Source organism: Shouchella oshimensis (assembly GCF_004375095.1).
Classification (GTDB): domain Bacteria; phylum Bacillota; class Bacilli; order Bacillales; family Bacillaceae_D; genus Shouchella; species Shouchella oshimensis.
Map to the genome: position 1 here is coordinate 484,253 of NZ_SNUX01000003.1, position 26,955 is coordinate 511,207.

30 protein-coding genes, 1 pseudogene and 1 riboswitch are annotated in these 26,955 nt (G+C 39.4%); of the genes and pseudogenes, 16 read left to right on the top strand and 15 right to left on the bottom strand.

Going from position 1 to position 26,955, the window contains the following annotated elements; genetic code table 11:
* A pseudogene (locus E2L03_RS13310) lies at nucleotides 1–369 on the bottom strand (sigma-70 family RNA polymerase sigma factor); the annotation flags it as partial.
* A gap of 166 nt (nucleotides 370–535) precedes the next feature.
* On the opposite strand from E2L03_RS13310, the gene E2L03_RS13315 reads away from it, so the two are divergent.
* Nucleotides 536–1,351 (top strand): uroporphyrinogen-III synthase, encoded by an 816-nt coding sequence (locus E2L03_RS13315; protein WP_134259383.1) that lies wholly within the window; start codon nucleotides 536–538, stop codon nucleotides 1,349–1,351.
* 34 nt (nucleotides 1,352–1,385) lie between these two features.
* Here the strand turns inward: E2L03_RS13315 and E2L03_RS13320 are convergent, their stop codons facing one another.
* On the bottom strand, nucleotides 1,386–3,038 hold the full coding sequence (locus tag E2L03_RS13320; protein ID WP_134259384.1) for a BCCT family transporter: 1,653 nt from the start codon (nucleotides 3,036–3,038) through the stop codon (nucleotides 1,386–1,388).
* Between the two features lie 359 nt (nucleotides 3,039–3,397).
* Between E2L03_RS13320 and E2L03_RS20955 the strand changes: the two genes are divergently transcribed.
* Nucleotides 3,398–5,185, top strand: a complete 1,788-nt coding sequence (locus tag E2L03_RS20955; protein ID WP_134259385.1) for a BclA C-terminal domain-containing protein — start codon at nucleotides 3,398–3,400, stop codon at nucleotides 5,183–5,185.
* A gap of 37 nt (nucleotides 5,186–5,222) precedes the next feature.
* Here E2L03_RS20955 and thiD read toward each other — a convergent pair whose 3' ends face one another.
* The 3 genes from thiD to pssA all read right to left on the bottom strand — a co-directional run bounded on the left by thiD (nucleotide 5,223) and on the right by pssA (nucleotide 7,273).
* Nucleotides 5,223–6,044, bottom strand: a complete 822-nt coding sequence (gene thiD / locus E2L03_RS13330; protein WP_134259386.1) for a bifunctional hydroxymethylpyrimidine kinase/phosphomethylpyrimidine kinase — start codon at nucleotides 6,042–6,044, stop codon at nucleotides 5,223–5,225.
* 62 nt (nucleotides 6,045–6,106) lie between these two features.
* A riboswitch (TPP riboswitch) is annotated at nucleotides 6,107–6,206 on the bottom strand.
* Nucleotides 6,207–6,229: 23 nt separating this feature from the next.
* Complete coding sequence (locus tag E2L03_RS13335) at nucleotides 6,230–6,505, bottom strand: non-specific DNA-binding protein Hbs (RefSeq protein ID WP_035398747.1); 276 nt, start codon at nucleotides 6,503–6,505, stop codon at nucleotides 6,230–6,232.
* A 222-nt stretch (nucleotides 6,506–6,727) separates the two neighbouring features.
* Nucleotides 6,728–7,273: a CDP-diacylglycerol--serine O-phosphatidyltransferase gene (gene pssA, locus E2L03_RS13340; protein WP_206698969.1), complete on the bottom strand. Its 546-nt coding sequence runs from the start codon at nucleotides 7,271–7,273 to the stop codon at nucleotides 6,728–6,730.
* Between the two features lie 93 nt (nucleotides 7,274–7,366).
* Here pssA and E2L03_RS13345 point away from each other — a divergent pair, with 93 nt between their 5' ends.
* Complete coding sequence (locus E2L03_RS13345; RefSeq protein ID WP_134259387.1) at nucleotides 7,367–8,164, top strand: phosphatidylserine decarboxylase; 798 nt, start codon at nucleotides 7,367–7,369, stop codon at nucleotides 8,162–8,164.
* A 19-nt stretch (nucleotides 8,165–8,183) separates the two neighbouring features.
* Here E2L03_RS13345 and mnhG read toward each other — a convergent pair whose 3' ends face one another.
* The 8 genes from mnhG to E2L03_RS13385 all read right to left on the bottom strand — a co-directional run bounded on the left by mnhG (nucleotide 8,184) and on the right by E2L03_RS13385 (nucleotide 14,568).
* Complete coding sequence (gene mnhG / locus E2L03_RS13350) at nucleotides 8,184–8,552, bottom strand: monovalent cation/H(+) antiporter subunit G (protein WP_124741871.1); 369 nt, start codon at nucleotides 8,550–8,552, stop codon at nucleotides 8,184–8,186.
* Nucleotides 8,539–8,814, bottom strand: a complete 276-nt coding sequence (locus tag E2L03_RS13355; RefSeq protein ID WP_124741872.1) for a Na(+)/H(+) antiporter subunit F1 — start codon at nucleotides 8,812–8,814, stop codon at nucleotides 8,539–8,541. The genes mnhG and E2L03_RS13355 overlap by 14 nt, the downstream gene beginning before the upstream one ends.
* Nucleotides 8,814–9,293 carry a Na+/H+ antiporter subunit E gene (locus tag E2L03_RS13360; RefSeq protein WP_134259388.1) on the bottom strand — a complete coding sequence of 160 codons (480 nt, stop codon included), beginning with the start codon at nucleotides 9,291–9,293 and terminating at the stop codon, nucleotides 8,814–8,816. The genes E2L03_RS13355 and E2L03_RS13360 overlap by 1 nt, the downstream gene beginning before the upstream one ends.
* Before the next feature lie 7 nt (nucleotides 9,294–9,300).
* Entirely contained in the window at nucleotides 9,301–10,785 is a 1,485-nt protein-coding gene (locus tag E2L03_RS13365) for a Na+/H+ antiporter subunit D (protein WP_038478798.1), read from the bottom strand.
* Nucleotides 10,778–11,116, bottom strand: coding sequence for a Na(+)/H(+) antiporter subunit C (locus E2L03_RS13370; RefSeq protein ID WP_055736056.1), 339 nt, complete (start codon nucleotides 11,114–11,116; stop codon nucleotides 10,778–10,780). The genes E2L03_RS13365 and E2L03_RS13370 overlap by 8 nt, the downstream gene beginning before the upstream one ends.
* A complete protein-coding gene (locus E2L03_RS13375; RefSeq protein ID WP_038478805.1) occupies nucleotides 11,104–11,550 on the bottom strand; it encodes an MnhB domain-containing protein in 447 nt (148 codons plus the stop codon). Before E2L03_RS13375 ends, E2L03_RS13370 begins: the two co-directional genes overlap by 13 nt.
* Nucleotides 11,547–13,958, bottom strand: a complete 2,412-nt coding sequence (locus tag E2L03_RS13380) for a Na+/H+ antiporter subunit A (RefSeq protein WP_134259389.1) — start codon at nucleotides 13,956–13,958, stop codon at nucleotides 11,547–11,549. Before E2L03_RS13380 ends, E2L03_RS13375 begins: the two co-directional genes overlap by 4 nt.
* A gap of 469 nt (nucleotides 13,959–14,427) precedes the next feature.
* Nucleotides 14,428–14,568, bottom strand: coding sequence for a sporulation histidine kinase inhibitor Sda (locus E2L03_RS13385; RefSeq protein WP_060705125.1), 141 nt, complete (start codon nucleotides 14,566–14,568; stop codon nucleotides 14,428–14,430).
* Between the two features lie 378 nt (nucleotides 14,569–14,946).
* Here E2L03_RS13385 and E2L03_RS13390 point away from each other — a divergent pair, with 378 nt between their 5' ends.
* The 9 genes from E2L03_RS13390 to E2L03_RS13430 are packed head-to-tail and all read left to right on the top strand — an operon-like array spanning nucleotide 14,947 to nucleotide 20,849.
* Nucleotides 14,947–15,462 (top strand): YqeG family HAD IIIA-type phosphatase, encoded by a 516-nt coding sequence (locus E2L03_RS13390; RefSeq protein WP_055736075.1) that lies wholly within the window; start codon nucleotides 14,947–14,949, stop codon nucleotides 15,460–15,462.
* A complete protein-coding gene (gene yqeH / locus E2L03_RS13395) occupies nucleotides 15,455–16,573 on the top strand; it encodes a ribosome biogenesis GTPase YqeH (protein ID WP_134259390.1) in 1,119 nt (372 codons plus the stop codon). Before E2L03_RS13390 ends, yqeH begins: the two co-directional genes overlap by 8 nt.
* A 21-nt stretch (nucleotides 16,574–16,594) precedes the next feature.
* Complete coding sequence (gene aroE / locus E2L03_RS13400; RefSeq protein ID WP_124741876.1) at nucleotides 16,595–17,419, top strand: shikimate dehydrogenase; 825 nt, start codon at nucleotides 16,595–16,597, stop codon at nucleotides 17,417–17,419.
* Nucleotides 17,420–17,431: 12 nt separating this feature from the next.
* A complete protein-coding gene (gene yhbY / locus E2L03_RS13405; protein WP_038478817.1) occupies nucleotides 17,432–17,725 on the top strand; it encodes a ribosome assembly RNA-binding protein YhbY in 294 nt (97 codons plus the stop codon).
* 16 nt (nucleotides 17,726–17,741) lie between these two features.
* Nucleotides 17,742–18,365, top strand: a complete 624-nt coding sequence (locus tag E2L03_RS13410) for a nicotinate-nucleotide adenylyltransferase (protein WP_038478819.1) — start codon at nucleotides 17,742–17,744, stop codon at nucleotides 18,363–18,365.
* On the top strand, nucleotides 18,301–18,876 hold the full coding sequence (gene yqeK / locus E2L03_RS13415) for a bis(5'-nucleosyl)-tetraphosphatase (symmetrical) YqeK (protein ID WP_134259391.1): 576 nt from the start codon (nucleotides 18,301–18,303) through the stop codon (nucleotides 18,874–18,876). Before E2L03_RS13410 ends, yqeK begins: the two co-directional genes overlap by 65 nt.
* A complete protein-coding gene (rsfS, locus tag E2L03_RS13420) occupies nucleotides 18,873–19,223 on the top strand; it encodes a ribosome silencing factor (RefSeq protein ID WP_134259392.1) in 351 nt (116 codons plus the stop codon). Before yqeK ends, rsfS begins: the two co-directional genes overlap by 4 nt.
* The gene (locus E2L03_RS13425) at nucleotides 19,220–20,074 is read left to right on the top strand and encodes a CvfB family protein (protein WP_038478829.1); all 855 of its coding nucleotides are present in this window, start codon (nucleotides 19,220–19,222) and stop codon (nucleotides 20,072–20,074) included. The genes rsfS and E2L03_RS13425 overlap by 4 nt, the downstream gene beginning before the upstream one ends.
* Before the next feature lie 16 nt (nucleotides 20,075–20,090).
* The gene (locus E2L03_RS13430) at nucleotides 20,091–20,849 is read left to right on the top strand and encodes a class I SAM-dependent DNA methyltransferase (protein WP_134259393.1); all 759 of its coding nucleotides are present in this window, start codon (nucleotides 20,091–20,093) and stop codon (nucleotides 20,847–20,849) included.
* 36 nt (nucleotides 20,850–20,885) lie between these two features.
* Here the strand turns inward: E2L03_RS13430 and comER are convergent, their stop codons facing one another.
* Nucleotides 20,886–21,710, bottom strand: coding sequence for a late competence protein ComER (gene comER / locus E2L03_RS13435; RefSeq protein ID WP_038478835.1), 825 nt, complete (start codon nucleotides 21,708–21,710; stop codon nucleotides 20,886–20,888).
* A 91-nt stretch (nucleotides 21,711–21,801) separates the two neighbouring features.
* Between comER and E2L03_RS13440 the strand changes: the two genes are divergently transcribed.
* From E2L03_RS13440 to E2L03_RS13450, 3 genes are all read left to right on the top strand, one after another.
* Nucleotides 21,802–22,422, top strand: a complete 621-nt coding sequence (locus tag E2L03_RS13440) for a helix-hairpin-helix domain-containing protein (protein ID WP_134259394.1) — start codon at nucleotides 21,802–21,804, stop codon at nucleotides 22,420–22,422.
* 68 nt (nucleotides 22,423–22,490) lie between these two features.
* Nucleotides 22,491–23,066 (top strand): ComE operon protein 2, encoded by a 576-nt coding sequence (locus E2L03_RS13445; protein ID WP_038478841.1) that lies wholly within the window; start codon nucleotides 22,491–22,493, stop codon nucleotides 23,064–23,066.
* Complete coding sequence (locus tag E2L03_RS13450) at nucleotides 23,059–25,383, top strand: DNA internalization-related competence protein ComEC/Rec2 (protein ID WP_166740311.1); 2,325 nt, start codon at nucleotides 23,059–23,061, stop codon at nucleotides 25,381–25,383. Before E2L03_RS13445 ends, E2L03_RS13450 begins: the two co-directional genes overlap by 8 nt.
* Nucleotides 25,384–25,486: 103 nt before the next feature.
* Here E2L03_RS13450 and E2L03_RS13455 read toward each other — a convergent pair whose 3' ends face one another.
* Entirely contained in the window at nucleotides 25,487–25,621 is a 135-nt protein-coding gene (locus E2L03_RS13455) for a YqzM family protein (protein WP_035396374.1), read from the bottom strand.
* Nucleotides 25,622–25,909: 288 nt separating this feature from the next.
* On the opposite strand from E2L03_RS13455, the gene holA reads away from it, so the two are divergent.
* Complete coding sequence (gene holA / locus E2L03_RS13460; protein WP_124741881.1) at nucleotides 25,910–26,929, top strand: DNA polymerase III subunit delta; 1,020 nt, start codon at nucleotides 25,910–25,912, stop codon at nucleotides 26,927–26,929.
* The last annotated feature ends 26 nt before the right edge of the window (nucleotides 26,930–26,955 follow it).

The following is a 26,955-nucleotide window of genomic DNA, read 5'->3' on the forward strand; positions in this document are numbered from 1 at the left end:
TTCTTTATGTAATAGTAATGACATTAGAATCTCATTCTCAATACATCGAGCTGCATAGGTGGCTAATTTTGTTCCTTTACCATCTGAATAGCTTTCAATGGCTTTAATTAAGCCAATCGTGCCAATTGAAATCAAATCCTCCGCGTCTTCACGTGTGTTTTCAAACTTTTTGACAATATGAGCGACGAGACGTAAGTTATGCTCAATTAATAAGTTTCGCGCTTCTTGATCACCTTGAGCGGCAAGTTGTAAGTACTTTTTTTCATCCTCTTTGCTTAAAGGTTGTGGGAAAGCATTATTTTTAACATAGGAAACAAACACAATAACTTCCCTCATTAAGTATGAAACGGCTGCGAGTAATCCTGACATTTGTTCACCTCCACCATATACCTATGCAATCGTAAGCATGTACGTGTCTGTACAAAAAAAATACACGATAATTCTATGTAACGCTTATCATTGCGAAACCATTGCAAGTCTGATAGGTTAAAACAAATAGTTGTTGGAGTGAGTTCAGTAGAAGGTGGAGAAAAAGATGACATTACTAACGAATTATCATCTCGCGTTAACGGCGTCACGGAAAACAGATGAGATGCAAGAATTAATTAGGAAGCAAGGTGGAACAAGTAGCGTGCGTTCCATGCAAGGCACAGTGATTGAGGACAAAACAATTGTGAAAGCGATGATTCGCAATGGCTTAAATGACGATGTTGACTGGTTTGTTTTTACTACTGGAATTGGCATCCATACCTTTATGCGTCACGCTGAGGAGATGGGAGTAAAAAAAGCGTTTGTTCAAAAATTAAATAACGCAAGAATTGCAGTTCGAGGCTACAAAGCAATTGCTGCATTAAAGAAAGAAGGTGTGTCCTATGAAGTGACATCAGAGGATGGTACAACTAAAGATTTACTTACTAAATTAAGTGTTTTTTCGTTTCAAAAAAAGCATGTTGTTGTCCAACTTTATGGAATTCCATCACCAGAAATAGAACATTTTTTTTCGGATAAACAAGCGACATTAACAACGTGGCTACCTTACCACCATCTCCCTCCAGAAGAGAGTGTAGCGGACAAATTGTTACATGAGTTAGTGATTAATAAAAAGTATCAAGCGGTTTGTTTTACATCTGCATTACAAGTAAAAGCGCTTTTTTCCTGTGCTGAGGATCGAGGGCTTGTAGAAGAAGTCATAGCTAGTTTTGATGAGGATGTCATTGCGACGGCGGTCGGAAAGGTAACAGCAGAGGCTTTATATGAATCTGGAGTAACGAAAGTCGTGTATCCTCCTGCTAAAGAACGAATGGGGGCAATGATTATCCATTTAGGAAAATACATAGCTTCTACTAGATAAAAAAACCGTTGTCTGTTAAGACGACGGTTTTTTTTTATTCTTCTTTGGGCTTTTTAGTGACCTTCTTTTTCTTTGATTTATCTATTTTTTTCTGTTTTTGTTCTTCTTGCTTTAATCGTTTTCTTTCTGCCCGTTCCGTCTTAGTTTTGAATTGACGAAGCTCTGCAATTTCTCTTAGCAAGCGACGTTCTTTAACTTCTTTCTTCAAGTGTTCATGTCGTAATGCTTTAAATAGAGAAATAACCATTAATAGCATAATGATTGAAAATGGAAAAGCAACGACAATCATCGTATTTTGTAACCCTTGCAACCCACCACTATAGAGAAGTACAGCAGCAGTGGCTGACATGAGAACGCCCCATAGAATTTTTATTTTTGTAGGGGGATTTAATGATCCATTCGTTGATTGGCTTCCTAACACATGAGTAGCCGAATCAGCGGATGTTATAAAGAAAACGGCAATTAAGAAAATGGTAATATACGATGTAACCGTACTAAATGGCATGGCACCTAATACCCCGAACAAGGCCTCTTCATCAGCCAAATTGGAGATCGTGGTTAACCCTTGAGATTCAAAGGATATCGCTGTTCCACCTAAGAAAGAAAACCAAACAAAGCCAAGTAGAGATGGTACAAGCAACACGCCAATCACAAACTCTCTTAGTGTTCTACCTCTTGAAACACGGGCAATAAATGTTCCGACATAAGGTGACCAAGCCATCCACCAAGCCCAGTAAAATAACGTCCACGCATTAATCCATTCACGATGTTCAGAACTATTCGGCGCAATGGTAAAACTTAATTCAGGTAAAGACTGAATGTATTGACCCAGTGTATTTGTAAAAAGGTTTAAAGAATATAAGGATGCACCAAAGATCATAAAAAATAATAACATAAGCATGACTAAAACCATATTCATGCGACTTAACACGCGAATGCCTTTATCAATTCCTGTACTGGCAGAAAGTAAAAATAAAATGGTAACGATGATAATAATCGCAAGCTGTAGGCCAAAGCTATTCGGTATATTTGTTAAAAAAGATATTCCGCCATTCATTTGTGCTGCACCGAAACCGAGTGTAGTCGCAATACCTGATAGTGTCGCTACAATAGCAATGACATCAATGGTCTGTCCCCAGAAGCCTCTTGGATCAATAAGTGGTGAAAGAGTGGCACTAATTAAGCCTGGCATATCCTTGCGGAAATTAAAGTAAGCGAGGCAAATAGCGACAATGGCATATATTGCCCAACCATGAAAACCCCAGTGCAAGAAAACGTATTTAAGCGACTCTAGGGCTGCTTGACCAGTAGCTTCATCTGCGGTAGGAGCATCAATGGCATAGTGAGCTATAGGTTCAGCGGCTCCGAAAAACAGTAAGCCAACACCGAGTCCGGCACTAAATAAAAAGGCGAACCACGTTAAGTAGCTGTACTCTGGACGATCTTCTTCTTTTCCGAGGCGAAGCCTTCCAAACGGGCTAACAATAAAAAATAGGCAAACCAACAAGAAAATAGTGACAACAATTAAGTAGTACCAGCCAAAGAAAGTAGCTATAAATTGACGTACAGTCGCAGTGACTGCTTCAAGCTGGCTAGGAAAGAGGATGCCAATTGCCACAAAAACAATTAAAATGCCTAGTGTCCAATAAAATACGTTTGTCAGTTTACCGGCGGTCTGTTTTTTCAATGAAAGTTCTCCTAACGTAAATATGTATTAATGGGCATAAGCAGATTATAAAGATCTATAGCTACAATGTCTAATTTTAGTACGTTCAGAATAAACGATTGGTGATTATGGTTATCTATCCCTTATTATTGTACGATTTTTGAAATCGATTCAACTAAGTAGAACGCAACAGGAATTTTTTCAAAGACTTTTTAGAAATTAAAAAACCCGAATGAATGGTCAATTTTCATACGATTGATAGAAAATAGGTGACACCTATTTTCTAGAACCATGGTTTCTACACAAACACTATGGTTCGTTTAGACATAGAATTATATAGCTGTTTTTCTAGCAGCAATAAAAGTAGGAGGAGCTAAAAAATGGATTTTTTTAATTGTAATAACGTTCAACGTTTTTCGAGAACTCCTAGAAACGGTGGAGGCTTCCTAGATGGAGTCACAGGACCAACAGGACCAACGGGACCGACAGGACCAGCAGGTGGTGGAACTGGTATAACAGGACCAACGGGGCCAACAGGACCAACTGGACTAGGGCTAGACAGTATCATTCCATTCAGTGAAGGTATTCGTCCTAGTTTAGTTGCTGGAGATTTTGTCTCTTTCAATGGAAGTGTTTACCGAGTTTTAGTTGATGCACCAGTTGGGGATCCTGGAACCTCTCCTGAATATGAACTTGTGATTGGCGATGGTGGGACTGGAATAACGGGAATAACTGGTCCAGCCGGTCCAACAGGTCCAACAGGATTAGATGGAGCAACGGGACCGACGGGATTAGATGGAGCAACGGGACCGACGGGATTAGATGGAGCAACGGGACCGACGGGATTAGATGGAGCAACGGGACCGACGGGATTAGATGGAGCAACGGGACCGACGGGATTAGATGGAGCAACGGGACCGACGGGATTAGATGGAGCAACGGGACCGACGGGATTAGATGGAGCAACGGGACCGACGGGATTAGATGGAGCAACGGGACCGACGGGATTAGATGGAGCAACGGGACCGACAGGATTAGATGGAGCAACGGGACCGACAGGATTAGATGGAGCAACGGGACCGACAGGATTAGATGGAGCAACGGGACCGACAGGATTAGATGGAGCAACAGGTCCAACAGGATTAGATGGAGCAACGGGGCCAACTGGCCCGACAGGCCCAACGGGTCTTGGATTAGATGGAGTAACAGTATTTGATCCAGCAACGGCTCCAGCGTTAACAGCAGGAGAGTTAGTATCGTTTGACGGATCAATTTATTTAGTGTTAGTAGATGCCCCAACAGGTACACCAGGCACATCAGCAGACTTTGAGTTAGTGCTTCCGGGTCTTGGCATAACCGGCCCAACCGGAGCAACAGGGCTAGATGGAATTACAGGTCCAACCGGGGCAACAGGACTAGATGGAGTGACGGGTCCAACTGGAGCAACAGGACTAGATGGAATTACAGGCCCAACTGGAGCAACAGGACTAGATGGAATTACAGGCCCAACTGGAGCAACGGGACTAGACGGGGTAACGGGTCCAACCGGTCCAATTGGTCCAACCGGTGTTGGTTTAGATGGAGTGACAGTATTTGATCCAGCAACGGCTCCAGCGTTAACAGCAGGAGAGTTAGTGTCGTTTGACGGATCGATTTATCAGGTGTTAGTGGATGCCCCAACAGGCACACCAGGCACATCAGCAGACTTTGAATTAATTCTGCCAAGTATTGGTGTAACAGGTCCAACTGGGCCAGCTGGTCCAACAGGTGAAGGGCTGACAACGACTTATGCATTTGGTACCAACGGTGGAACGACCATTGCCGTAGTATTAGGTGGTACAACAGTTCCAGTTCCTGATAACCAAATTGTTTCAGGTTTAACAGCAGAGGATGATGGATTTGCGGTTGCTACTGCCGGGACCTACAGCATCTCGTACAACGTTAATCTAACTGCTGCATTATTATTAGGGTTGCGTCTTACAGTGAACGGTGTACCTTTAGATTCTTCTGAAGTATCTCCTGGTGTTACTGTTACGAACATTTCAGGTAATGTTATTACTACTTTAGCGGCTGGTGATGTAGTTGAGATAGAGTTGTTTGGTTTATTAGGAGCTGCCGTTCTTGTTGCAGGTCAGGGAGCTGCACTAAGTATCATTCGCATTGCCTAACTAACAGAAGCCTACCAAATAAGGTAGGCTTTACATATCATTCATTCTGTGTAGAAGAAGCGGTTAAACGATAGGCCCAGTGATTTGTCGGTCCGTATCCATGGCCAATGTTTAAAGAATGGGCTATAGCTGCAGCAGTGAATTGTTTGGCTTTCTTTACTGCTTCGAAAATAGGTACGCCTTTTGCCAGTTCAGACGTAATCGCTGCAGAGAATGTACAGCCTGTCCCATGTGTATGTTTTGTGTCAGTTCTTGGTGCATCTAAAATATGGAATTCACGACTTTTTCCGTAAAATACATCCGTTGCTTCTCCATTTAAGCTGCCACCTTTAATAACTACATACTTAGCACCTAATTCATGTATGATTCGCTCAGCAGCTTTTTTCATATCCTCTAGTGTATCAATCTTCATATCTATAAGATCTTCAGCTTCCGCTATATTTGGTGTGACAATGGTTGCTAAAGGGACTAGCGTGTCACGTAAAAACGAGCGTACGTCTTTTTCTAACAGGGGGTCGCCATTTTTAGCCATCATGACGGGGTCACAAATGTAAGGAACATTTTGAAGCGAACCGAGTTTCGTTGCTAAAAGGGCCATCATCTCTTTTTGTGCAATCATGCCGGTCTTTATTGCATGTGGATAAATATCTTCAATAACCGATTGTAACTGTAGTTCAATAAAGTCAATTGGAAGATGGTGTATATCTTTCACACCCATTGTATTTTGCGCTACGATTGATGTGAGGACAGACATTCCATAAACATGTAGTTCCTGAAACGTCTTTAAATCCGCCTGTATACCTGCACCACCAGTAGGGTCTGTTCCAGCAATCGTTAAGGCATGTTTTATCGGAGTCATTTTTAACCTCCTCCTTTCAAATCAAAAAACGACCGCAATGAGGCGGCCGTTTTGAGCAATTGTGCATTGCTTATCCACTTCCCTACGCTAGTGTTAACTAGATCAGGTTGAAGAGTTAAAGGTTTCCCTTTTCTCAGCATTCAAGCACCCCTAGTGGAATTTAGTATTGGACAGTTAAATCGTTCTTATGAGTTAACTGCGTCTTTAAGTTGTTTACCTGGCTTAAACGCAGGGTTTTTAGTTGCTGGAATTTCAATTTCTTCTCCAGTTTGTGGGTTACGTCCTTTTCTTGCAGAACGCTCTCTCACTTCAAAGCTACCAAAGCCAACAAGTTGCACTTTGCCTCCGTTTACTAATGAATCTGTGATGCCTTCAAATACAGCGTCTACTGCTTTTGATGCATCCTTTTTAGAGATTTCTGCTTGTTCGGAAACTGCATTAATCAGATCTGTTTTGTTCATCTGTAAAAACTCCTTTTCTTTACATAGAATAACCTATTATTCTGTTACGCTAGAATAATATGTATGCTTTATATCCGCTTTATAAGCGGGCAGACGTTACTGCCTGCCCTTAATTTACTCATGAATCCTGCTACTGTCAAGTTAAAAGCAGTAATTTTAAGGTTATGAGATAGAAAAGTAGACTTATGAATCAATTTCAGTAAAATTAGGCAGAAACGGTTGTTACACTTTCCTTACACGAATGTTACTAATCATTAATCCAGAAAGACATATCATGAAAATGACGTAAAACGTAGCTGGCAACTGTTCCGTAAACAATGTTGAAAAAGCTACTATACATCCAGCTGCTGTAATTGGTAAACCAATAAATTCATTCGGCGAGTCAGTAATATTAAAGCGAGCTAAGCGCAATGCACCACATAAAATAAATAGAACAACAGCAAGTCCACTGACAAAGCTAAGGGGCATTAAAGTAGCCTGTTGAACAAGAAGAGCAGGTGCGACACCAAATGAGACAAGGTCACTTAAAGAGTCTAATTGCTTCCCTAATTCAGATTCAATTTTCAATTTTCTAGCGACCATGCCATCAAATCGATCAAATAAAGCAGCTAGAGCTATAAATAAGAAGCCATACCAAATACTTCCTTGTAAAATAAACATAATTGCAGTAATCCCAAGTCCTAAATTAATAAGTGTTAACGCGTTAGCGAGTTGCCCTTTAATTTTCTTACGGGTAGAGACGAGTTGATTTAATAAAAACACGTACATTTCACCTCTTTTCGAGTTTATTTACGTGCTATAATACCAAAGTATACCATAAAATGATTAGCAATGAGGAAATAATGTATTAAAGGTGATGAGATGAAAAGGAAAATCTTTCAGATGAGCGTTGAATTAACCAATCATAAATGGAGTTCTGCACTAATCAAACGGTTTACGATGTCAAGGTTAAGTAAACCCTTTATTCCGCTTTTTATTAAGACTTATAAGATTAATGTTGAAGAAGCTGTGCGACCATATGCTGAGCATAAGAGTCTTCATTCTTTCTTTACCCGGCAAATAAAAATGGCTAAACGTCCAATTGATCAATCGGCTAAAAGTGTTGTGTCGCCAGTGGATGGTCGTTGTGAAGAAACAGGTACCATTAACGAAGAGACAAGCTTTATTGTGAAGGGTCAGACGTATAAGATTGGAGAGATGCTGCAATCAAAGGAAAAAGCTTCTGACTATAATGGTGGTATGTATGTCATCTTATACTTAAGCCCACAGGATTATCATCGGATTCATAGTCCTTTTAATTGCGTTTGTACAGAGACTGTAAGCTTAGGAGATCGTTCCTATCCAGTAAATGAAACAGGCTTAAAGTACGGTGTTAAACCACTATCTCACAATTATCGGACAGTAAATTATTTACAAGCTGAAAACGTAACAACTGCTATGATTGAGGTTGGTGCGATGAATATCAATACAATTGTTCGAACTAAATCAGATCCCCAATGGACAAAAGGGGAGGAAGTTGGTTATTTTTCGTTCGGTTCAACTGTTATTCTATTATTTAAGAAGGACACGTTCACTTTAGAACTAAGTAGCAATAAAGTAAAAGTGGGCGAGAGAATTGGTCTATTGCACATAGAAAAACCCCCTTTGGACATCAAGTGACATACCAAGGGGGTTATTTTTATTCATTCTTTGCTGGTGATGACTTTTCATTATCGTAATAAGGCTTCATTTCGTCTCGAACAGAATCCTTCGACATAGGTATACCAATTCGATAGGCTGATCTCGAAATCAATAATGCGGCAACAGGAGTTGTTAAAAAGACAAACAAAATGGTAAGGAGGATCTTTCCTATAAAAAGCTGATGTTCATAAAGAAAGTATATAAAGGTTGCTGTCATAATCAAAATAACGCTTGCCGTCGCATTTTTTCCTGTTGCATGAAGTCGAGAATACACATCTGGAAAGCGAACTAAACCGATACCGGCAGCTATACTAAAAAGGGTTCCGACAGCTAAAAAGACAACAATCATCCATTCAATCGCGGTCAAATAGATTCCCCCTCTCTAAATATTTTGCAAGTGCTACAGAGCCAATAAATGCTAAAATCGCCACTACGAGAATAACTTCAGTATAAGCCATCGTATCTTGAAGAATCATGAGAATACCAACAAAGCCAATTAACATTAGTCCCAACGTATCAAGTGCAGCAATTCGATCAGAATGTGTAGGGCCAAGCAATACACGGATAATGCATAGTAGAGCGCCAACACACTTTATAAGTAAAAGCCAAGTTAGAATTGTGTCGAACATTATCTCCGTGTCACCTCCAAAATGCCTCGTTCAAACGTATTTTGCACTGTATCAATAATTTCATCTCGATTTCTAGCATCTAATGCGTGTACAAAAATCACATTTGAATCAAGTGAGAATTCAATGGATAATGTTCCTGGTGTTAAAGTCATCATCACTGCAAACATTGTTTTTTCTGTTTCTGTTTCGAGTCGGGTAGGGACCGCCACAATACCCGGTGCTACGTCCATTTTAGGACTTAACGCGATCTTTAACACGACTACATTTGCTATAGCAAGCTCCTTTATAAAAACGAGAATGAGCTTTATAAGAGACCACACACGGGAAAAGTAAAATTCATAGCCTTTAAACCTGATCAGTACTAAGACAACGAAAAATCCAATCGTATAGCCGACCACGAAATCAACAAGGGTGAAGCTATTCTGAAACAGCATCCAAACAATGGCAAGAACGATGTTAATTAATAATTGAAAAGCCATAATGTACCTACTCCTTCAGAACAGATTGAATATAAACGGATGGATTAAGAAGATCTTCCGCAATGACTTCTGTATAAGCGAAAAATGGTTCCGCGAACAGACCGAGAATAATTGTTAAAACAACTAAGGGTGATGCCGCTAATAGTGTTGGTGTAATAGAAAACTTTGCTTGCTCTTTCGTATGTTGAGGCGCTCCCCAATATACGTTCATAAAGATTTTAATCATTGAAAACAAGGTGAGCATCCCAACAAATAGAGAAAGAAAAACTAAGAAGTAGCTTGATTCCTCGGCTGCAGCAACAATTAATGGGAATTTTCCAAAGAACCCACTCAATGGTGGAATTCCAGCGATAGACAAGCCGAGAATCAGAAATGACCATGCTAATGCTGGATGCGTCTTAAGTAATCCGCCCATCTTTTTTAAGTCAGTTGTCCCAGTAATTTTCTCAGTTGCGCCAGACATTAGAATTAAACCGGTCTTAACAATCATGTTATGAGCAAGGAAATAAATAGCTCCAGCTAAGGCAAGTGCAGTATTCAAGCCAATACCCATGATCATGTAGCCAATCTGACTAATGATGTGAAAAGATAAAATACGCTTATAATCAAATTGTGCAACTGCACCAAGAACACCGAGTAGCATCGTTAAACCACCAAGTACAAGCATTATCGTCTGGTGGGTGAAGCTAATGTCAAATGTAAATACGAGAGTATACATACGAATGATGCAGTAAACGCCCACTTTGGTTAGTAAACCACCGAATAAAGCGGTAACTGCTGTTGGAGGACCGACATAAGAATGTGGGAGCCAAAAATACAGTGGGAACAAGGCACCTTTTGTAGCAAATACAAGAAAAAGTAAAATGGCTACAACTTGTAAGACCCCTGTTTGTTCTACTTCAGCAACTCGTTCTGCCATGTGGGCGAAGTTAACCGTTCCTAAAATACCGTAAACGTAAGCGATGGCTACTAGAAATAACATGGAAGAGAATGCGTTAATAACAGCGTATTTAAAGGTTTCTCTAAGCTGGAATTTTGTACTTCCTGTAACCATTAAGGCATAGGATGCAAGCAACATCACTTCAAAAAAGACAAAGAGGTTAAACAAATCCCCAGTTAAAAAAGCGCCATTTACACCAGTTACTAAATAAAAAAACAATGGATAAAAGTAATAGCGTTCCCGCCTTTTATCAATGGTCGTAAAAGCGAAAAAGAGACAGGTGGCACTAACGATACTAGTTAAAACAACCATAAATGCCGCGAGGTTATCGGCAACAATGGCAATTCCAAAAGGAGCTTCCCATCCTCCAAGCCCAATTGAAAGAGGACCTTCTTTATAAACAAGCCAAGCAATATAAATCGAAACGGTCATTAATCCAACTGCTGTTATGGAGCTAAGAATTCGCTGAGTGAGATGTTTTTTTGCAAATAAAATTAACAACGTTCCCATAAAAAATGGGATAATAATTGGCAACATGATTATATTATTCATCGTCAGAACCCCTTAACTTATCCAAGTCCTCTGTTTTGTTAACACGATAGGTTCGATAGGCGAGAACAACAAGGAATGCTGTAATTCCAAAGCTAATGACAATTGCTGTTAAGATCATGGCTTGTGGCAAAGGGTCTGTTGCCTCGCTACCAGAAAGATCAACGAGAGGAGGTACCCCTTGTCTCAAGCCTGCCATTGTTAGAAGCAACATGTGTGCACCATGTGAGATAAGCAAAATGCCAATAATAACTTTTAATAAACTTCTGCACAGAATAAAGTAAGTCCCAACTGCAAAAAGAACGCCTATGGCAATAAACATTAAGATTTCCATTTTGATTCATCCTCCGCAATTGTTACTGTAGCTGCCATTGCCATCCCAACAACAACTAGATAAATACCAAAATCAAACGGGACAGCTGTTGTTAACTCAACTTCTCCAAAGAATGGTAAGTCGAAGTAATCGAAATACTGAGTAAACATTTCATCACCGAAAACCGGACCAATGAGACCAACAAAAAGGGATACGAACAAACCGGTTGCTAAAATACCAGGGAATGAAAAACGAATAATCCGGTTCGCCACATTTCGATCAAAAATAAGATAGATCAATATAAACGCACTTGCAGTCATTAGCCCACCTATAAAGCCACCACCTGGATTATTGTGGCCTGCGAAGAACAGGTAAAAGGAAAAAGCAACGAGAAAGTAAATCGTAATCGTAATGAGAACTCGTTGCATGACGTCATGGGATTTTGAATACTTCACACGTCTTCGCCTCCTTTAAATCGAAGTTTGACCATCATCAAGATTGCTAAAGCAACGATTGCAAGGACAAGAACTTCTAAAATCGTATCGAGTCCACGAAAGTCAACTAAAATCACATTTACCATGTTCTTTCCACCAGCTAATGAATACGAATTCTCGATAAAGAATTCTGAGACAGGAGTGAACTTTGCATCATTTCGAAGGGCAAACGATGCTGTTCCAATTAAGAAAACCAACAGCCCCACACTAGCTGAAAGAGCAATGTGTAAAGATTTTCTTACTCTTGAACCTGTTTCCTGTACCATCTCGGGTAAATGTCTGAATGCTAATAACAAGAGTACAACAGTAACGGTTTCGATTAATAGTTGAGTGATTGCCAAATCTTGTGCACTAAAGACTGCGAAAAGTAAGGCTATTAAGAAGCCAACAACGCCTACAGTAATAATGAGTGGTATGCGCTCTTTCATAAATAAAAGGGCAATTGTACTTAGAATTGTTAAGAAGACGATTCCGTACAAAAACAACGGTGCTTCTTCTGTTTGTGTAAATGAGAGAGTAAAGCTATCAGAACGAATGAAGCTGTATGTTAACAAACTGACTATAAATAAAAGCATGTATGTGAAATAATCTTTTAATCGACCTGTCATTTGAACATTCGTTATCCATTCAGAGCTGGTAGATAATCCATTGAGACTTTTGTCATAAACTGAATTGAAAGGGTCGCGGTCATGTTGCATAATCCCAAGGTTTTTCCATTTTGAGTAGGTCATGTAGAGTGTTGTTCCAAATCCAATGACACCTAGCGACATAAGTAATTCTGTATTTAATCCGTGCCATAAGCTTAAGTTAATGGTTAGTTCTTCAGCAGGCAAATGAGGCAGGATACTTACAACTGCAGGTTCAATGACTGTAGGGACGAGTAAGTTAGGAAATAATCCTAAAATGATAACGAGTCCCACTAAAATAACAGGACTAATTAGCATGCCAAGCGGAGCTTCATGCACTTCTTTCGAGAAATTTTCTTTATTAAAAGTACCAAAAAACGTTTTAAAGAACAAAATGGCACAATATAAAAACGTAAATACGCTGGCAATCCAGGCAACTGCTAGTATGACAACGCCCCAAGTTTCGACACCAGCGACATTCATTGACGAAATGTGTAGAAGCTCTGTAAAGAACATTTCTTTACTAATAAAACCGTTAAAAGGGGGAATTCCAGCCATAGAGGCAAGTCCAATTAAGGAGATAGTAAATGTCACAGGCATAATGGCCATTAGACCACCTAATTTTTGAATATGTCTTGTGCCGGTTTCATGGTCAATGATACCAACCGCCATAAATAAACTACCTTTAAAGGTGGCATGATTAAACAAGTGAATAATCGCAGTCATAATTGCTGCTGAATAAACAAGATTTTCATCAATCGTTTCACCAGTAAAGGCTGCAGAGCCGAGCCCAAGTAAAACCATGAGTAAGCCTAATTGGCTAATGGTTGAAAACGCAAGAATCCCTTTTAGGTCTTTTTGTCGTACTGCCGAAACAGATCCCCAAATAAGTGTCATAAGACCTGTAACAACGATGATCCAAAACCATTCAGCTGCACCCGCAAAAATAGGTGTCATTCTTGCAACTAAATAAATCCCTGCTTTTACCATCGTAGCTGAATGAAGATAAGCACTGACAGGGGTAGGTGCTTCCATTGCATCTGGTAACCAAAAGTGAAATGGAAATTGAGCTGACTTTGTAAATGCTCCTAATAAGACTAAAATCATTGCTGGGATAAAGTATGGACTAGCCATAATAAGATCACGTTGATCGATTAGTGCTTGAATACTAAAGGTGCCGGTTTCTAAATAAAGAAGAATAAATCCAGCCATCATTGCAAATCCACCGAAAACAGTGACAAGCATGGACTTTCTAGCACCAAAAATGGATCCTTTATTTGTGAACCAATAGCTGATAAGTAATGCAGACGACAAACTCGTTATTTCCCAGAAAATATACAGTACGATAAGGTTGTCGGATAATACGATACCGAGCATCGCACCCATAAACATTAAAAGGTACACGTAGAAATTCGCAAGCTGTTCTTTTGTTTTATCAAGGTAAAATATCGAGTAAAGAACAACTAAAACGCCAATACCTGTAATTAACAAGGCAAACAACAGGCCTAGCCCATCTAGATATGCATCGAAGTTAATGTCTAAAGATGGAACCCAAGCCATTTCCTCTACTATGTAACCGCCATTAGCTGTATCTCCTAATCGAAAAACGAAATACATAAATAATGCTGCTGGTACGAGAATGGTAATCCAGCCTGTGTGTAAACGTTTTGTTAGCGGATAGATTAATGGAATGACAATGGCTGCAATAAATGGCAGCAAGATCGCAAGATGCAGGCTTGACATGTTTAACCTCCTTTATTTACTAACATGAATCTCCGCCATTATAGCGTAAAAAAATTAAAGTTGCACATTTTTTTACTTGACTTTTCGTAAACGTGAATTTCGTATTAAATAGGATGAGACACAACAAAAATAATGAAAAAAATGTATAAGATGTGATAAAAAACGCCACCTTTATAACAAAGGAGGCGTTTTATTATTCGCACGCGAACTAAAGTCTATGTATCAGCAGCTATATTGATTAGCATGTTTAGTGTAAGTTGGTATGTATGTGAAGAAAACGATCTTTATTCAAAAACTGTGACGGATCGAGAAGGCTTACAATTGCTCCAACAAAACGAAGAGCTATTTGCACCTCGTCAATATATTAAACTTGTCCCGGAGAGGGCTCCGTTAAAAAAAGAGGAAGCGAGGTAGATGCTTCCTTTTTTGTATTGCTATTTTTAAGACTGGTCGTAGGGATGTCAAATACTTAAGAAGTTAATTTTACCCGATCATGGAGTGAACGCTTGTACAATTCCTTGTAAATTAAGTCAATGAAATCTTGGTTTAAATTTAAATCAAGTGCTTTTCGATAGGTTTCAATTAAAAGCTCATCTGACAACTGTTCCATTTTCACTGCCTGCTTCTGAGCAGGTTCACCTCCTGTACAAACATACATACGACCATAATTGTTTGATTTCTTGTATCCTACCACGTTCCTTGTTGTAGAACAACCGTTCGTTTTATCCACATTCGACCGTGTATAACTTGTGGGTTATTTGTGGGTTAAGGTTGGACAACGTTAATGTACTAATGTTTATAACGTGTATAACGTTATCCACAGGTTTACTATTTGTGGGTTTTTGTCGAAAAATTTTAGCGATTTCCAGAATGCCTTGACGAAGGTCAAGGTTTTATTTGAAATATATGAGTGTAGCAGGTATAGTTGATGTTTGACTACAAGTTTTTTGATTGAAAGAAATGAGGTGCACATGTGTTTGATCGCCTAATGCCTGATCAATATGTGAAGAGTATATATGAGATTGATTTTACAAGTTTAAAAACTAAAGGAATAAAAGCTGTGATAACAGACTTAGATAATACACTTGTTGAATGGCATCGTGCGGAGGCAACGCCTGAAGTACAAGATTGGTTTAAACATTTAGATGAGTATGGCTTAAAAGTAACCATCGTCTCCAATAATAATGAGAAACGAGTTCGTGCATTCTGTGATCCTGAGAAGCGAGTTTTTATTCATAGTGCTAAAAAACCAAGAAGGAAAGCATTTCGACAAGCATGTGAGCGTATGCAAGTAAAGCCAGAAGAGACGGTAGTAATAGGAGATCAAATATTTACTGATGTCCTTGGAGGAAACCGAGCTGGTATACACACTATTTTAGTTGTGCCCGTTACACAAACAGATGATTGGATGACGAAAGCAAATCGAAAAATGGAACGCTTTGTCTTAAGGAAATTGAAAAAACGAGGGCTAGTGAAATGGGAGGATACGAAAAGGGATGAGTAAGAATGAAGAACACTACTTTTGTTCAGGGTGTGGTGTCCAAATACAAACAAGTGAACCGAAAAAAATTGGCTATGCTCCAGCTTCTGCCCTAACAAGAGAACATGTTGTATGCAAGAGGTGTTTTCGGTTAACGCACTATAATGAAATTCAGCCGAGTGGTATTTCAGACCAAGAATTTCTAGACTTAATTCATACGTTAAGTCATAAAGACGCATTAATTGTAAAGATTGTTGATGTTGTTGACTTATATGGTAGCTGGATATCGAGCATAAAGCGACTAATAGGAAATAATACGCTACTTCTTGTAGCAAACAAAATTGATTTGTTGCCTAAATCGTTAAACCGGAATAAACTCCAGCACTGGCTCATGCGTGAAGCGAGTCAACAAGGTTTAAAGCCTGCCAACAGTACAATTATTAGTACCGTCACTGGGGAAGGATTAGATGAAACCATTTCTCTTATTGAGGAAATGAGAAACGGTAAAGATGTTTACATTGTTGGAAGTGCAAACGTTGGGAAGTCTTCCTTTATCAACCAGCTTTTAAAACGACATGGTGATGAAGAGGACCCGCTCATTACAACTTCACATTTTCCAGGTACAACGTTGAATATGATCCAAATTCCACTAGATGAACAACAATCGCTTTATGATACGCCGGGAATTATTAATCGTCATCAACTTTCTCATTATTTGAGTGATAAGAGCTTAAAGCTTGTGACCCCAACAAAAGAAATTAAACCTATGGTCTATCAATTAAATTCTGGTCAAACCCTTTTTATAGGTGGTTTAGCAAGGTTAGACTTTATTAAAGGTGAGCCAACATCCTTTATTGTTTATGTATCCAATCGCTTAACGATTCATAGAACAAAATTGGAAAAAGCGGATCAGCTTTATCAAAATCATATTGGGGAGCTTCTTCAGCCACCAACCTCTGAAGATGAACAAGCTGTGTTTGATTTCAAAAGCCAAACATTTAAATTAAAGGATGGCTCAGTGGATATTGTTTTTTCTGGTCTTGGTTGGATTACGATTAAAGGTGCAGGGGTAACTGTAAATGCACATGCGCCAAAAGAGGTTGCCATTTCTCACCGTACATCGATTTTAGCGTAACCGGGTTTAGGAGGGGTTTAAGTGAAGAAATTTGCGTTAATTGGACAGCCACTAAGTCATAGCCTAAGCCCAAGTATTCATGCAGCTGCGTATCATGACTTGCAACTCCATGGGCACTATGATCTCTTGGAAACGGCGACTGAGCAAGTTGAAGGCGTCATTGAGTTAGTACGAACGGGGGAGATTGATGGCTTAAACGTGACCATCCCTCATAAAGTGACAGTAATGCCATTTTTAGACGCTATTGATGAAGACGCAAATGCCATCGGTGCGGTTAATACGATAAAAAAAGTAGGCGATCAAGTGATCGGCTACAATACTGATGCTCAGGGCTTTAAAGAGTCGTTACTAGAACGATTGCACATAAAAACTGTTAGGCAACAACGCATACTTGTCATTGGTGCTGGTGGAGCGGCAAGAGCCATTGTGCATACACTTGGTAAAGATGGAGCCGTGTTAACCATCGTGAACCGAACAATAAGTAAAGCAGAAGAGTTGGCAGGAATGTACCCGTTTGACGTAACTCACCTAACGATTGAAGCAGCGGAAATGATATTGAATCAATTTGATATTGTGATTAATACTACTTCTGTAGGGATGTCGTCCTTTACAAATAAATCGCCTATAAAGCTTGACCGATTGGCGAGCTCAACCCTTGTTTGTGATCTTATTTATAATCCGCTAGAAACGATCTTATTAAAAGAGGCAAAAAATCGAGGCAACGCTACACTGAACGGCGTAGGTATGCTCGTAAATCAAGCAGCTTTGGCTATTGAAATTTGGACTGGAAAGAAACCAAATCGCAAGTTGATGGAAGAAACACTGGTAAGAGAAGTAAGGAATTGATGGAGGAAGCTCATGTTAACAAATAAGCAGAAACGATTTTTGAGAAGTAAATCTCATCCCATCCAGCCGATTTTTCAGGTTGGAAAAGCGGGTGTGAATGAAAATATGATTACGCAAATAAATGAAGCACTTGAAGTAAGAGAGCTTATTAAAGTATCGATTTTACAAAACTGTATGGAAGATAAAGAAACGATCACAGCAGAAATGGTGGAAGGTACAGAAGCGCATGTCGTTCAAGTGATTGGTAGTACAATCATTCTATACAAAAAATCGGTAAACAATCCTAAGCTGCAATTACCAAATTAAACGTGGAGGTAAGCGGATGCGAAGAATTGGGTTGTTTGGTGGAACGTTTGATCCTCCGCACCATGGGCATTTATTAATTGCTCAAGAAGCACAACTTCAGTTAGGCCTAGACGAAGTGTGGTTTATTCCTGTTTCAAGCCCACCTCATAAAGTTCGAACAGAATTAACATCCGGTGCAGACCGACTGGCATTAACGAAAGCTGCTGTAAACGGGCATCCTGCATTTAAAGTGCTTGATTTAGAAATAGAACGTAAAGGGAAATCGTATACGTATGATACTGTGCGTGAGTTACGAGAGTTATATCCGCAAGCCCACTTTTATTTTCTTATTGGTGCTGATATGGTGGAACAATTAGATCATTGGTATAACATTAGCGAGCTAAAGAATATGGTGACATTTGCGGCGTTTGACCGACCAGGTTCGCATATTGATGATGCCACAGAAGTCACACGCATCCCGTTTCCACAAATCGATATTTCGTCATCGTTTATTCGCGAACGGGTTAGGGCTAAAATGCCAATACGTTATTTTGTGCCTGAGTTAGTTAGGAAATTTATAGAGGAGCAATCATTATATGACGGTAACACTAACAGAAGCATGGAACATCGTTCGTCGTCATTTACCAGAGAAACGTTTTAAACATACAGTTGGTGTACGTGATACAGCCATTCGCCTGGCAAAGCATTATTATGTTGACGAAAAAAAAGCAGAGTTAGCAGCCATTGTACATGATCTTTGTAAATACTTTGATACTGATGAAATGAAGCAAGGATTAGCTACTGTAGGAGAAAACCATTGGGCGGCGTGTGGAAGTGAGCTTCTTCACGCTCCATATGGTGCAATGTATGTGGAAAAAGAACTTGGTATAAAAGATAACGATATCCTCCAAGCCATTCGCTCTCATACAACAGGTAGGGCGGCTATGAGTCCGTTAGAGCAAGTTGTTTTTGTAGCCGATTATATTGAACCGAATCGTTCATTTGTTGGCGTAGACCAAGCCCGGAAGTACGCAACCGTTAGTCTTGATACTGCTTGTCTTTTTAGTTTAACGAATACAATTCAGTATTTACTCTCAAAAAGGTCACCTATTCACCCATATACTGTTGAAGCATATAATTACTACACATTGAAAGGGGAACACAAAGATTGAATTCATTTTTAAAATTAGCTGTTCATACAATAGACGATAAACGAGGGCATAACATCACGGCTCTCAACATGAAGGGAATCTCTCCCATTGCAGATTACTTTGTGATTTGTCACGGTAATTCAGAAAAACAAGTACAAGCCATTGCTCATGAATTGAAAAAAGTGTTTCAAGAAGAGGGCTTAGAAATTAAACGACTAGAAGGTTATGATCAAGCGCGTTGGGTCTTGCTGGATATAGGAGATGTGGTCGTCCATATTTTCCACAAAGAGGAACGTGTCTATTATAATTTAGAAAAGCTATGGGGTGACGCGCCGCCTGTCCCATTGCAAGAGGTTATTAGCCAATGATGAGACCTGGAGAGTCCGCAACTCTTACCGTAGTAAGAGAGGCTTCTTTTGGCTATTTCCTCTCAGACGGAAATGAAGATGTGTTGCTGCATAAAAATGATGTGACAGAAGCGATAGCGATTGATGATTCTTTGAACGTTTTCTTATATCACGATCACCAAAATCGTTTAAGTGCAACCATGAAGACACCTATCATTAAAGATGACGAGATTGACTGGTTAGAGGTCGTGCAGGTGCGGCCCACACATGGTGTGTTTGTTTATAACGGCATTTCACGAGATTTATTTATCTCTATGGATGAATTTCCACAAGATCGAAGCGAATGGCCAGAAAAAGGAGACCGTTTATGCTGCTCCCTTACATGGGATAAAAAAGGGCGTCTCATGGGACGACTCGTTAAAGGTGCACCAATAACCGATAAAGCCATACCGGCGGATCAGTCTTGGCTCAATCGTGAAGTGTCAGGTATTGTGTACCACTTTTTAGACGAAGGCGCAGCCATTTATGTAGAAGACGGTCCAATTGCTTTCTTACATCAAGATGAAGCCGATGGCATACCGAGGCTTGGACAACTGATTAAAGGACGTGTCCACTTTGTACGCGAAGATGGACGCATTAATATTACTCAGCGTTTAAAGCGAACCGATCAGCAAGACATTGATGCGAAAAAAGTGTTAATGTATCTAGAGAGTCGACGTAATCAAGCGATGCCCTTAACGGACAAATCAGCACCAGAAGATATTGAGCGTGCGGTAGGAATGAGTAAAGCAGCGTTTAAACGAGCTCTTGGGAAGCTTATGAAACAAAAGCTTATTGAGCAAAAAGATGGATTTACCCATAAAGTAAAATGAACGGAAGATTGATTGCATGAAACCTTATATACATTTCGCGCACATCTATGATCATTTAATGGCTCACGTAGAGTATGACCAGTGGTTAATTTTTATGGAAAACGTTTTTAAAGAGAGAAAGGTTCAAGTATCAAAAGTGCTTGATGTTGGCTGTGGAACAGGTGAGCTTATGCTCCGTATGCATCAAGCTGGTTTCGTTACAACTGGGCTAGACATCTCGGAGGATATGCTAGCGATAGCACATCAAAAATTAGAAGCTGCTCACATTCAGCCGCAACTTTTTCAAGAGGATATGAGTCAATTTTCTCTTCCTGAAAATTATGATGCAATAACCATTTTTTGTGATTCGTTAAACTATCTTGAAAAAGAAGAAGATGTAAAGCGTGTTTTTTCACGTTGTTACAATGCCTTACACAAAAACGGCATTTTACTTTTTGATGTTCATTCCCCTTTTAAAATACAGCAGTTTTATCAGGCTACATTTGCAGACGAACAAGATGGTGTTGCCTATATGTGGCACTCATTTGCTGGGGAAGAACCACTAAGTGTAGAGCATGAACTTACATTTTTTATTGAGACGGAGAATGGTCTATATGAGCGCGTCGAAGAGCTTCATAAAGAGAGAACGTTTGACGTAGCTACGTATACAAAGTGGTTGAAAGAAGCGGGTTTTACAGATATTCGTATAACAGGTGATTTTAATCAGTTCGAGCTTCATGATCAAACAGAAAGAATTTTCTTTTCTGCCCAGAAAAAGCAGGAAATGAGCAATTAATAGCGAAAAAGTTAAAATAAGTTAGGAAAACCTAACTTATTTTAACTGAAATTCCTGCGCTAGCTTTTTCTTCTCCGTTGCATATTTTTCTTCAGTCAAACGAAACAATGATCCAAATCCCTCTCCTAATAATTGATCTAAATGAGCAATGCCGACCCCTGTAATACCTCCTGGAACACATACTCGCTCTTGTAATGTTGGAAGTGTGTAATACCCCTCTTGTAACAATTTCCCTAAACCAATTAACATGGATGTCGTTAATTCTGTTGCTTCTTTTTCACCTAATGGCGTCTCTGATACAGCTCCTTCAATAAATCGCTGCGCCATAAATGCAAAAAATGCAGGCCCACAACTTACAATATCAGAAGAAACTCGGGTAACATCCTCATCAATAAACAAAGGTCGCGATATGGATGAGACAAAGGAAATGATCGCTTCTTCATCAGCACTCGTGCAACGAGAACTAAAACTAACAAGGGTAGAACCGGACTGAGCTCGGTTTAAAATGCTCGGGATAATACGGGCTACTTTACAAGGGAAAAGCTCTTCTAAATGGTGAATGGATACTGGGCTCGTTATAGAGATTACTACATGTTCACTTACTAAATAAGGAGCGACTGTTGGTGTTAAGCCCGGAATATCCTTTGGTTTTACACAAACGAAAATCCATTTACACTGTCGCGTTAACTCTTCAATATTAGAAGCAATATGAATAGCTGGGTAGGTTTCTTTTATCTTTATTGCTTTTTCAATTGTCCGATTCGTAATGACAATGTCTTCTTCTTTTATTGTCTTCGCTTCAAGTAACGTATCAATGAGCATACTGCCCATACTTCCTGTTCCAATAAAGCCAATCTTCATCCGAATTACCTCCTTTAAGACGTAGCTTTACTCATGTTATGCGCCCATGCTTGGTTAACATTCATACAAATTAGTAGAGGAGGGTTAAAAGGTGAAGAGCCTGTTGCATTATGTAAAACAACAGTATCTACTGATTGTGATCATTGTGGGAGTCGTTATGATGCTTATCTTCTTTCTTTTTAATCGAAGCGATACAAAAGCGAACGGCGAAGGTGCTTTTGAGACAGACTCCTTTAAAACAATGGACTTAGAGGAGGATTTAATAGATGACGTGCCGCTTGTGTTAATGGTTGATGTGAAAGGTGCTGTGAAGCTACCTGGGGTCTATACGTTTACTGAAGGAGATCGAATTGACGATGCTATAAAGAGAGCTGGAGGTTTTACAGAGGATGCTGAAGAAATTCATGTTAATCTAGCTCTTAAACTTCTAGATGAGCAAGTAATTTACGTTCCGGAAATGGGAGAGGCGCCTGTTGAAATAGAACAGTATTGGAAAGAAGCAGGTGATGGAGAGTCTGGAAAAGTCAATTTAAACACAGCGACGATTGAAGAACTGCAAGGTCTAACAGGGATTGGTCCTGCAAAAGCTGCCTCAATTGTTTCCCATCGAGAAGAACACGGCCCCTATCAAACCATTGACGATTTGAAAAATGTCAGTGGAATAGGTGAAAAATCTTTTGATTCTTTAAAAGATTTTATAGAAGTGAACTAATCCACTATTTGACGCTTTCTTTTATTCATTTTACACTCTTATATATGTAAGAGAAAAGGAGTACAAACATGGAACGAATTTCGTGGGATTTATATTTTATGTCACAAAGCCAATTGCTTTCATTACGAAGTACGTGCCCGAGACTGAAGGTGGGCGCGACAATTGTTAGAGAAAAGCGTATTATTGCAGGTGGCTATAATGGCTCTGTAACAGGGTCTGATCACTGCTTAGATCAAGGGTGTTATGTCGTTGACGGACACTGCATAAGAACCGTTCACGCAGAAGTAAATGCATTATTACAGTGTGCTAAGTTTGGTGTGCCAACAAAAGGTGCGGAAATTTATATTACCCACTTTCCGTGTGTGCATTGCGCAAAGTCATTAATACAAGCAGGTATTTCCAAAGTGCATTATGCCAATGATTACAAAAACCAGCCTTATGCAGAGCAATTGTTTGCAGAAGCAGGAATTGAGTGTATAGAAGTAGAGCTAGATCCAACTGTATTTGATACACTGTTTCACGATAAGCTCTCATTAACAACTGAATTACTACAAGAAGTAGAAGAGCTTGGGATATCAAGTGATCGGTTAGAAGAATTTGTTACAAAAACAAAAACATTGTATTTTTCAAAAGCAAGTGAATAAAGCATTTATCTCCTTTTTATCTGCTATCTCCGCTATCTTATTTGTTGTTCAACTAGAATCTACTCTCGCTTTAATTTTTTTACTCATCGCTCTTGTTCTTTCCTCTTATTCGTTTAGTAAAGGGGAAAGAGCAGCTCCTCTCTTTTTTCTTTTACCTTTTAGCCTGTACCTTTGCTCGACATCTTTTATTGACGACCGTAATGCTTCCTCTTTAAAACCAGGACCGACATCCCTTACTTTTTATGTGAAAGAAGCGCCCTATATAAACGGCAGTCAGTTAACAACAACGATTAAAACAACTGACGGAGAAACCTTGTTGCTAATGGGCTACGCTAAGGAAGAGGTAGAGCTCTATCGTCCAGATATGAGTGTAGGGAACATCTGTCAAGCTAAGGGGGATCTAACGCAACCCACAGCTGCAAGAAATCGCTATGGATTTGACTATCGTCAGTTTTTGTATTATCAGCATATACATATGCTATTTCGCGTTACCCAACTGGCTACCATTTCATGCAAATCAATTGATTCACAGTCTTTTGTTACAAAAGTGCAAAAGTATAGACATAACGCAACACAACGGCTACAGGAGCAACTACCACCGTCATTGAGTGGCATTGTACTTGCTTTAACATTTGGAGAGCGTCGCTATCTAGCTCCTGATGTCATAGAGGCTTATTCGAAGCTCGGTGTTATTCATTTACTGGCTATATCGGGTCTGCATGTGGGCATACTGACAGGGTCAATTTTTTATCTTTTAATACGAATTGGTATTCCAAGAGAAGTTGTTTTTATTAGTTTGCTTGCGTTTCTTCCTGTTTTTATTATTCTTACTGGTGCATCACCCCCTGTAATCCGAGCAGCAATTATGACGATGATTTACTTTTTCCTCGTGCTTCTTCGTGTACCTATTCATCCTTTTTATGGATTTTCAGCCATTTTCCTTCTTTATTTGCTCGTCCAACCGTATGCGCTATTTCAATTAGGTTTTCAACTATCCTTCCTTGTTTCATTTACACTCCTTCTCATGCAAAAGCCAATTATGGACCGGTACCATTCTTATGGAAAGCGACTTTTTTGTGTGACAACAATTGCCCAATTAGTCGGGTTGCCTTTAATCGCCTATCATTTCTTTCAATGGTCACCCCTTAGTTTACTGATTAATCTTGTCTACATTCCATTTATTTCCCTCTTTTTACTCCCTTACAGTTTTTTTCTCGTATTTATAAGTGAGCTTCCTATCATTCCAATTGATCCCCTTGTAATGGCATCAGAAACCTTAATGGTATGGATACACAAATGGGTCGTTGAGCTAGGCAATAATGTATATATGTGGGTGATAGGTCGGCCAACGATAGTTCAAATGATGGTATTATATGGCTTTCTAGTAGCCATTGCACTTCTATGGGAAAAGCAGTCTTACTGGACGTGGGTTGCGATCGGTTTATTTTGCGTTGCTTTAACGGTGCCAGCCCAGTTACCAAAATTCAATGGAAACGCAGTTATTACTATGCTTGACGTAGGGCAAGGAGATAGTTTTCTCATTGAAACACCAAATCGAAAAGAAGTCTATCTTATTGATACTGGTGGCGTTATGACGTTTGCCACAGAGGATTGGGAACAGAGGAAAAAAACTTTTGACACAGGAAAGGACATTGTTGTGCCTTATTTAAAGGCAAAAGGGATTAAATCACTAACAGGTCTCATTTTAACTCACGGTGATTTTGATCATATAGGTGGGGCTAAAGGGATTTTGGAGAATGTACATGTTGAATACGTATATTATCCAGAAGGAGAACTCGAAAAAGAAATTGAAGTCGAATTATTTGAACAAGTAGATGACGAAAAAATGGTTTTAGTTAAAGCGGGGGATATGATTTCGAATCAATTTTATGTTCTTCATCCATCGAGTGATCGAATATGGAGTGGAAATGATCAGTCCATAGTGCTTTATGGTTCCTTTCACAAACAATCTATTTTATTTACCGGCGATTTAGAAGAAGAGGGTGAGAATCATTTACTTAAGGGCTTTCCTAATTTAAAAGTAGACATCTTAAAAGCTGGTCATCATGGTAGTCGGACATCAACTCAAGAATCGTTACTTGATCAGCTTAAACCTAACATCGCACTCGTATCAGCAGGAGTGAACAATCGATTTGGTCATCCCCATCCAGAAGTACTAGAGCGACTGCATACACGAGATATTCATGTCTATCAAACAAATATCCACGGATCAGTCGAACTTTCTATTAGAAGCGATGGCATCTCCATTCATAAAAGTGTGCCGCAAGCAGCAAATGAAAAAACAGCTCCCAAATAGACAGACTAAGCAGGTTTCTTATGTACGAAGGTTCAATGGAACCATCCATGCGGAAACGTTTTCTTTTTAGTCAAATAAAAGGAGCTGTTTTTTCTGTGGGTGGTTAGTGTGTGGCCACGTCCACAATATTAGCGATTACAAAAATTAATGCAAAAAATCCAAAAGAGGCAACAAAACCAACAACAGAAGGGACAATGTCATTTGCTTTGTCTTGTACGTCTTTTTCAAATTTATTCATTTCTTGCACCTCCTCTACGAAGTAAGTATACGTGATTTTAAAGTAAATGAAAAGGTACGATCGTGGTTAGCCCAACGTTTTACAAAATAAAGCGGATATCAGCACCGAACAATCATTCATTGCATATGGTGAAAGTAAGAAATAAAGGTCGCCCGCTTTTAACGGGAAGTCCTAGGGTCTTCGTTAGAAGCGTTCATTATAGATAGGGGGAGAGGATATCTCTCCCTTGCTCATTTGCTAAAAAGTGACTAAACTAGAGTGGATGAGCATGAGATTGGAGTTATACATATGACGATTTTAACAACAATAAAACAGTTAAAGCGTGATACGCTACAAAGAGTCTATTTTCTTTATGGCGTTGAAACATTTTTAATAAATGAGTTTGTTGATAAAGTTCATCAGTTATTGTTTACTGAAGAAGATGAATCAATGAACGATATTCGCTTTCAATTAATGGACACACCTATTCAAGATATTGTCGAGGAAGCAGCAACAATACCTTTTTTTTCAACCCATAAACTCGTTGTTGTGAATGATTTTCATTTAGTATCTAGTCAAAAAGTGAAAGCAAAAGTTGAGCATGATGTACAAGCGTTAGAAGAGTATTTAGCATCGCCAGCCGATTCGACGGTTCTTCTTATTATAGCCCCGTATGAGAAAATTGATGAGCGGAAAAAGCTAACGAAACGATTAAAAAAAGAAGTTACAACGGTAGAGTCTAACCCGTTAAATGAAGAGCAAGTGAAGCAGTGGATTGCAAATTCTCTAAATGAAAACGGGTTTCATATTGATCAGCGGGCATCACAACTTCTGTTTTCAAGAGTGGGCTCCAATTTAATGTTGCTGGAGAAGGAATTGGAGAAATGCATGCTTTATACAGCAGATAGAAAACATATAGTGGAGCAAGATGTGAAAGAGCTAGTCGCAGAAACGGTAGAGGAGAGCATCTTTTCCGTGGTTGAGAGTGTTGCATTAGGGAAAACCGAGCGTGCGTTGCTTGTCTATCATAAATTATTGCGTCAAAAAGAAGAGCCACTCGCGATTCTCGCCTTGTTAACGAGACAATTCCGTAATTTACTTTATGTGAGGATTAGACAAGAAAAAGGCTATGGACAAAAAGAAATAGCTAGTCAATTAAAGTTGCACCCATATGTTGTTCAGCTTGCTCTTCAGCAAACGAAGCGTTATTCAAAACCTTACTTACGTCGAGCGTTAATCGCGTGTGCAGATACAGATTACGCTATAAAAACAGGTAGAGATGTAAAGGAGCGAGCAGTTGAACTACTTCTTATTTCATTGAGTATGTGACCATAATAAAAACGACTCACCAATTG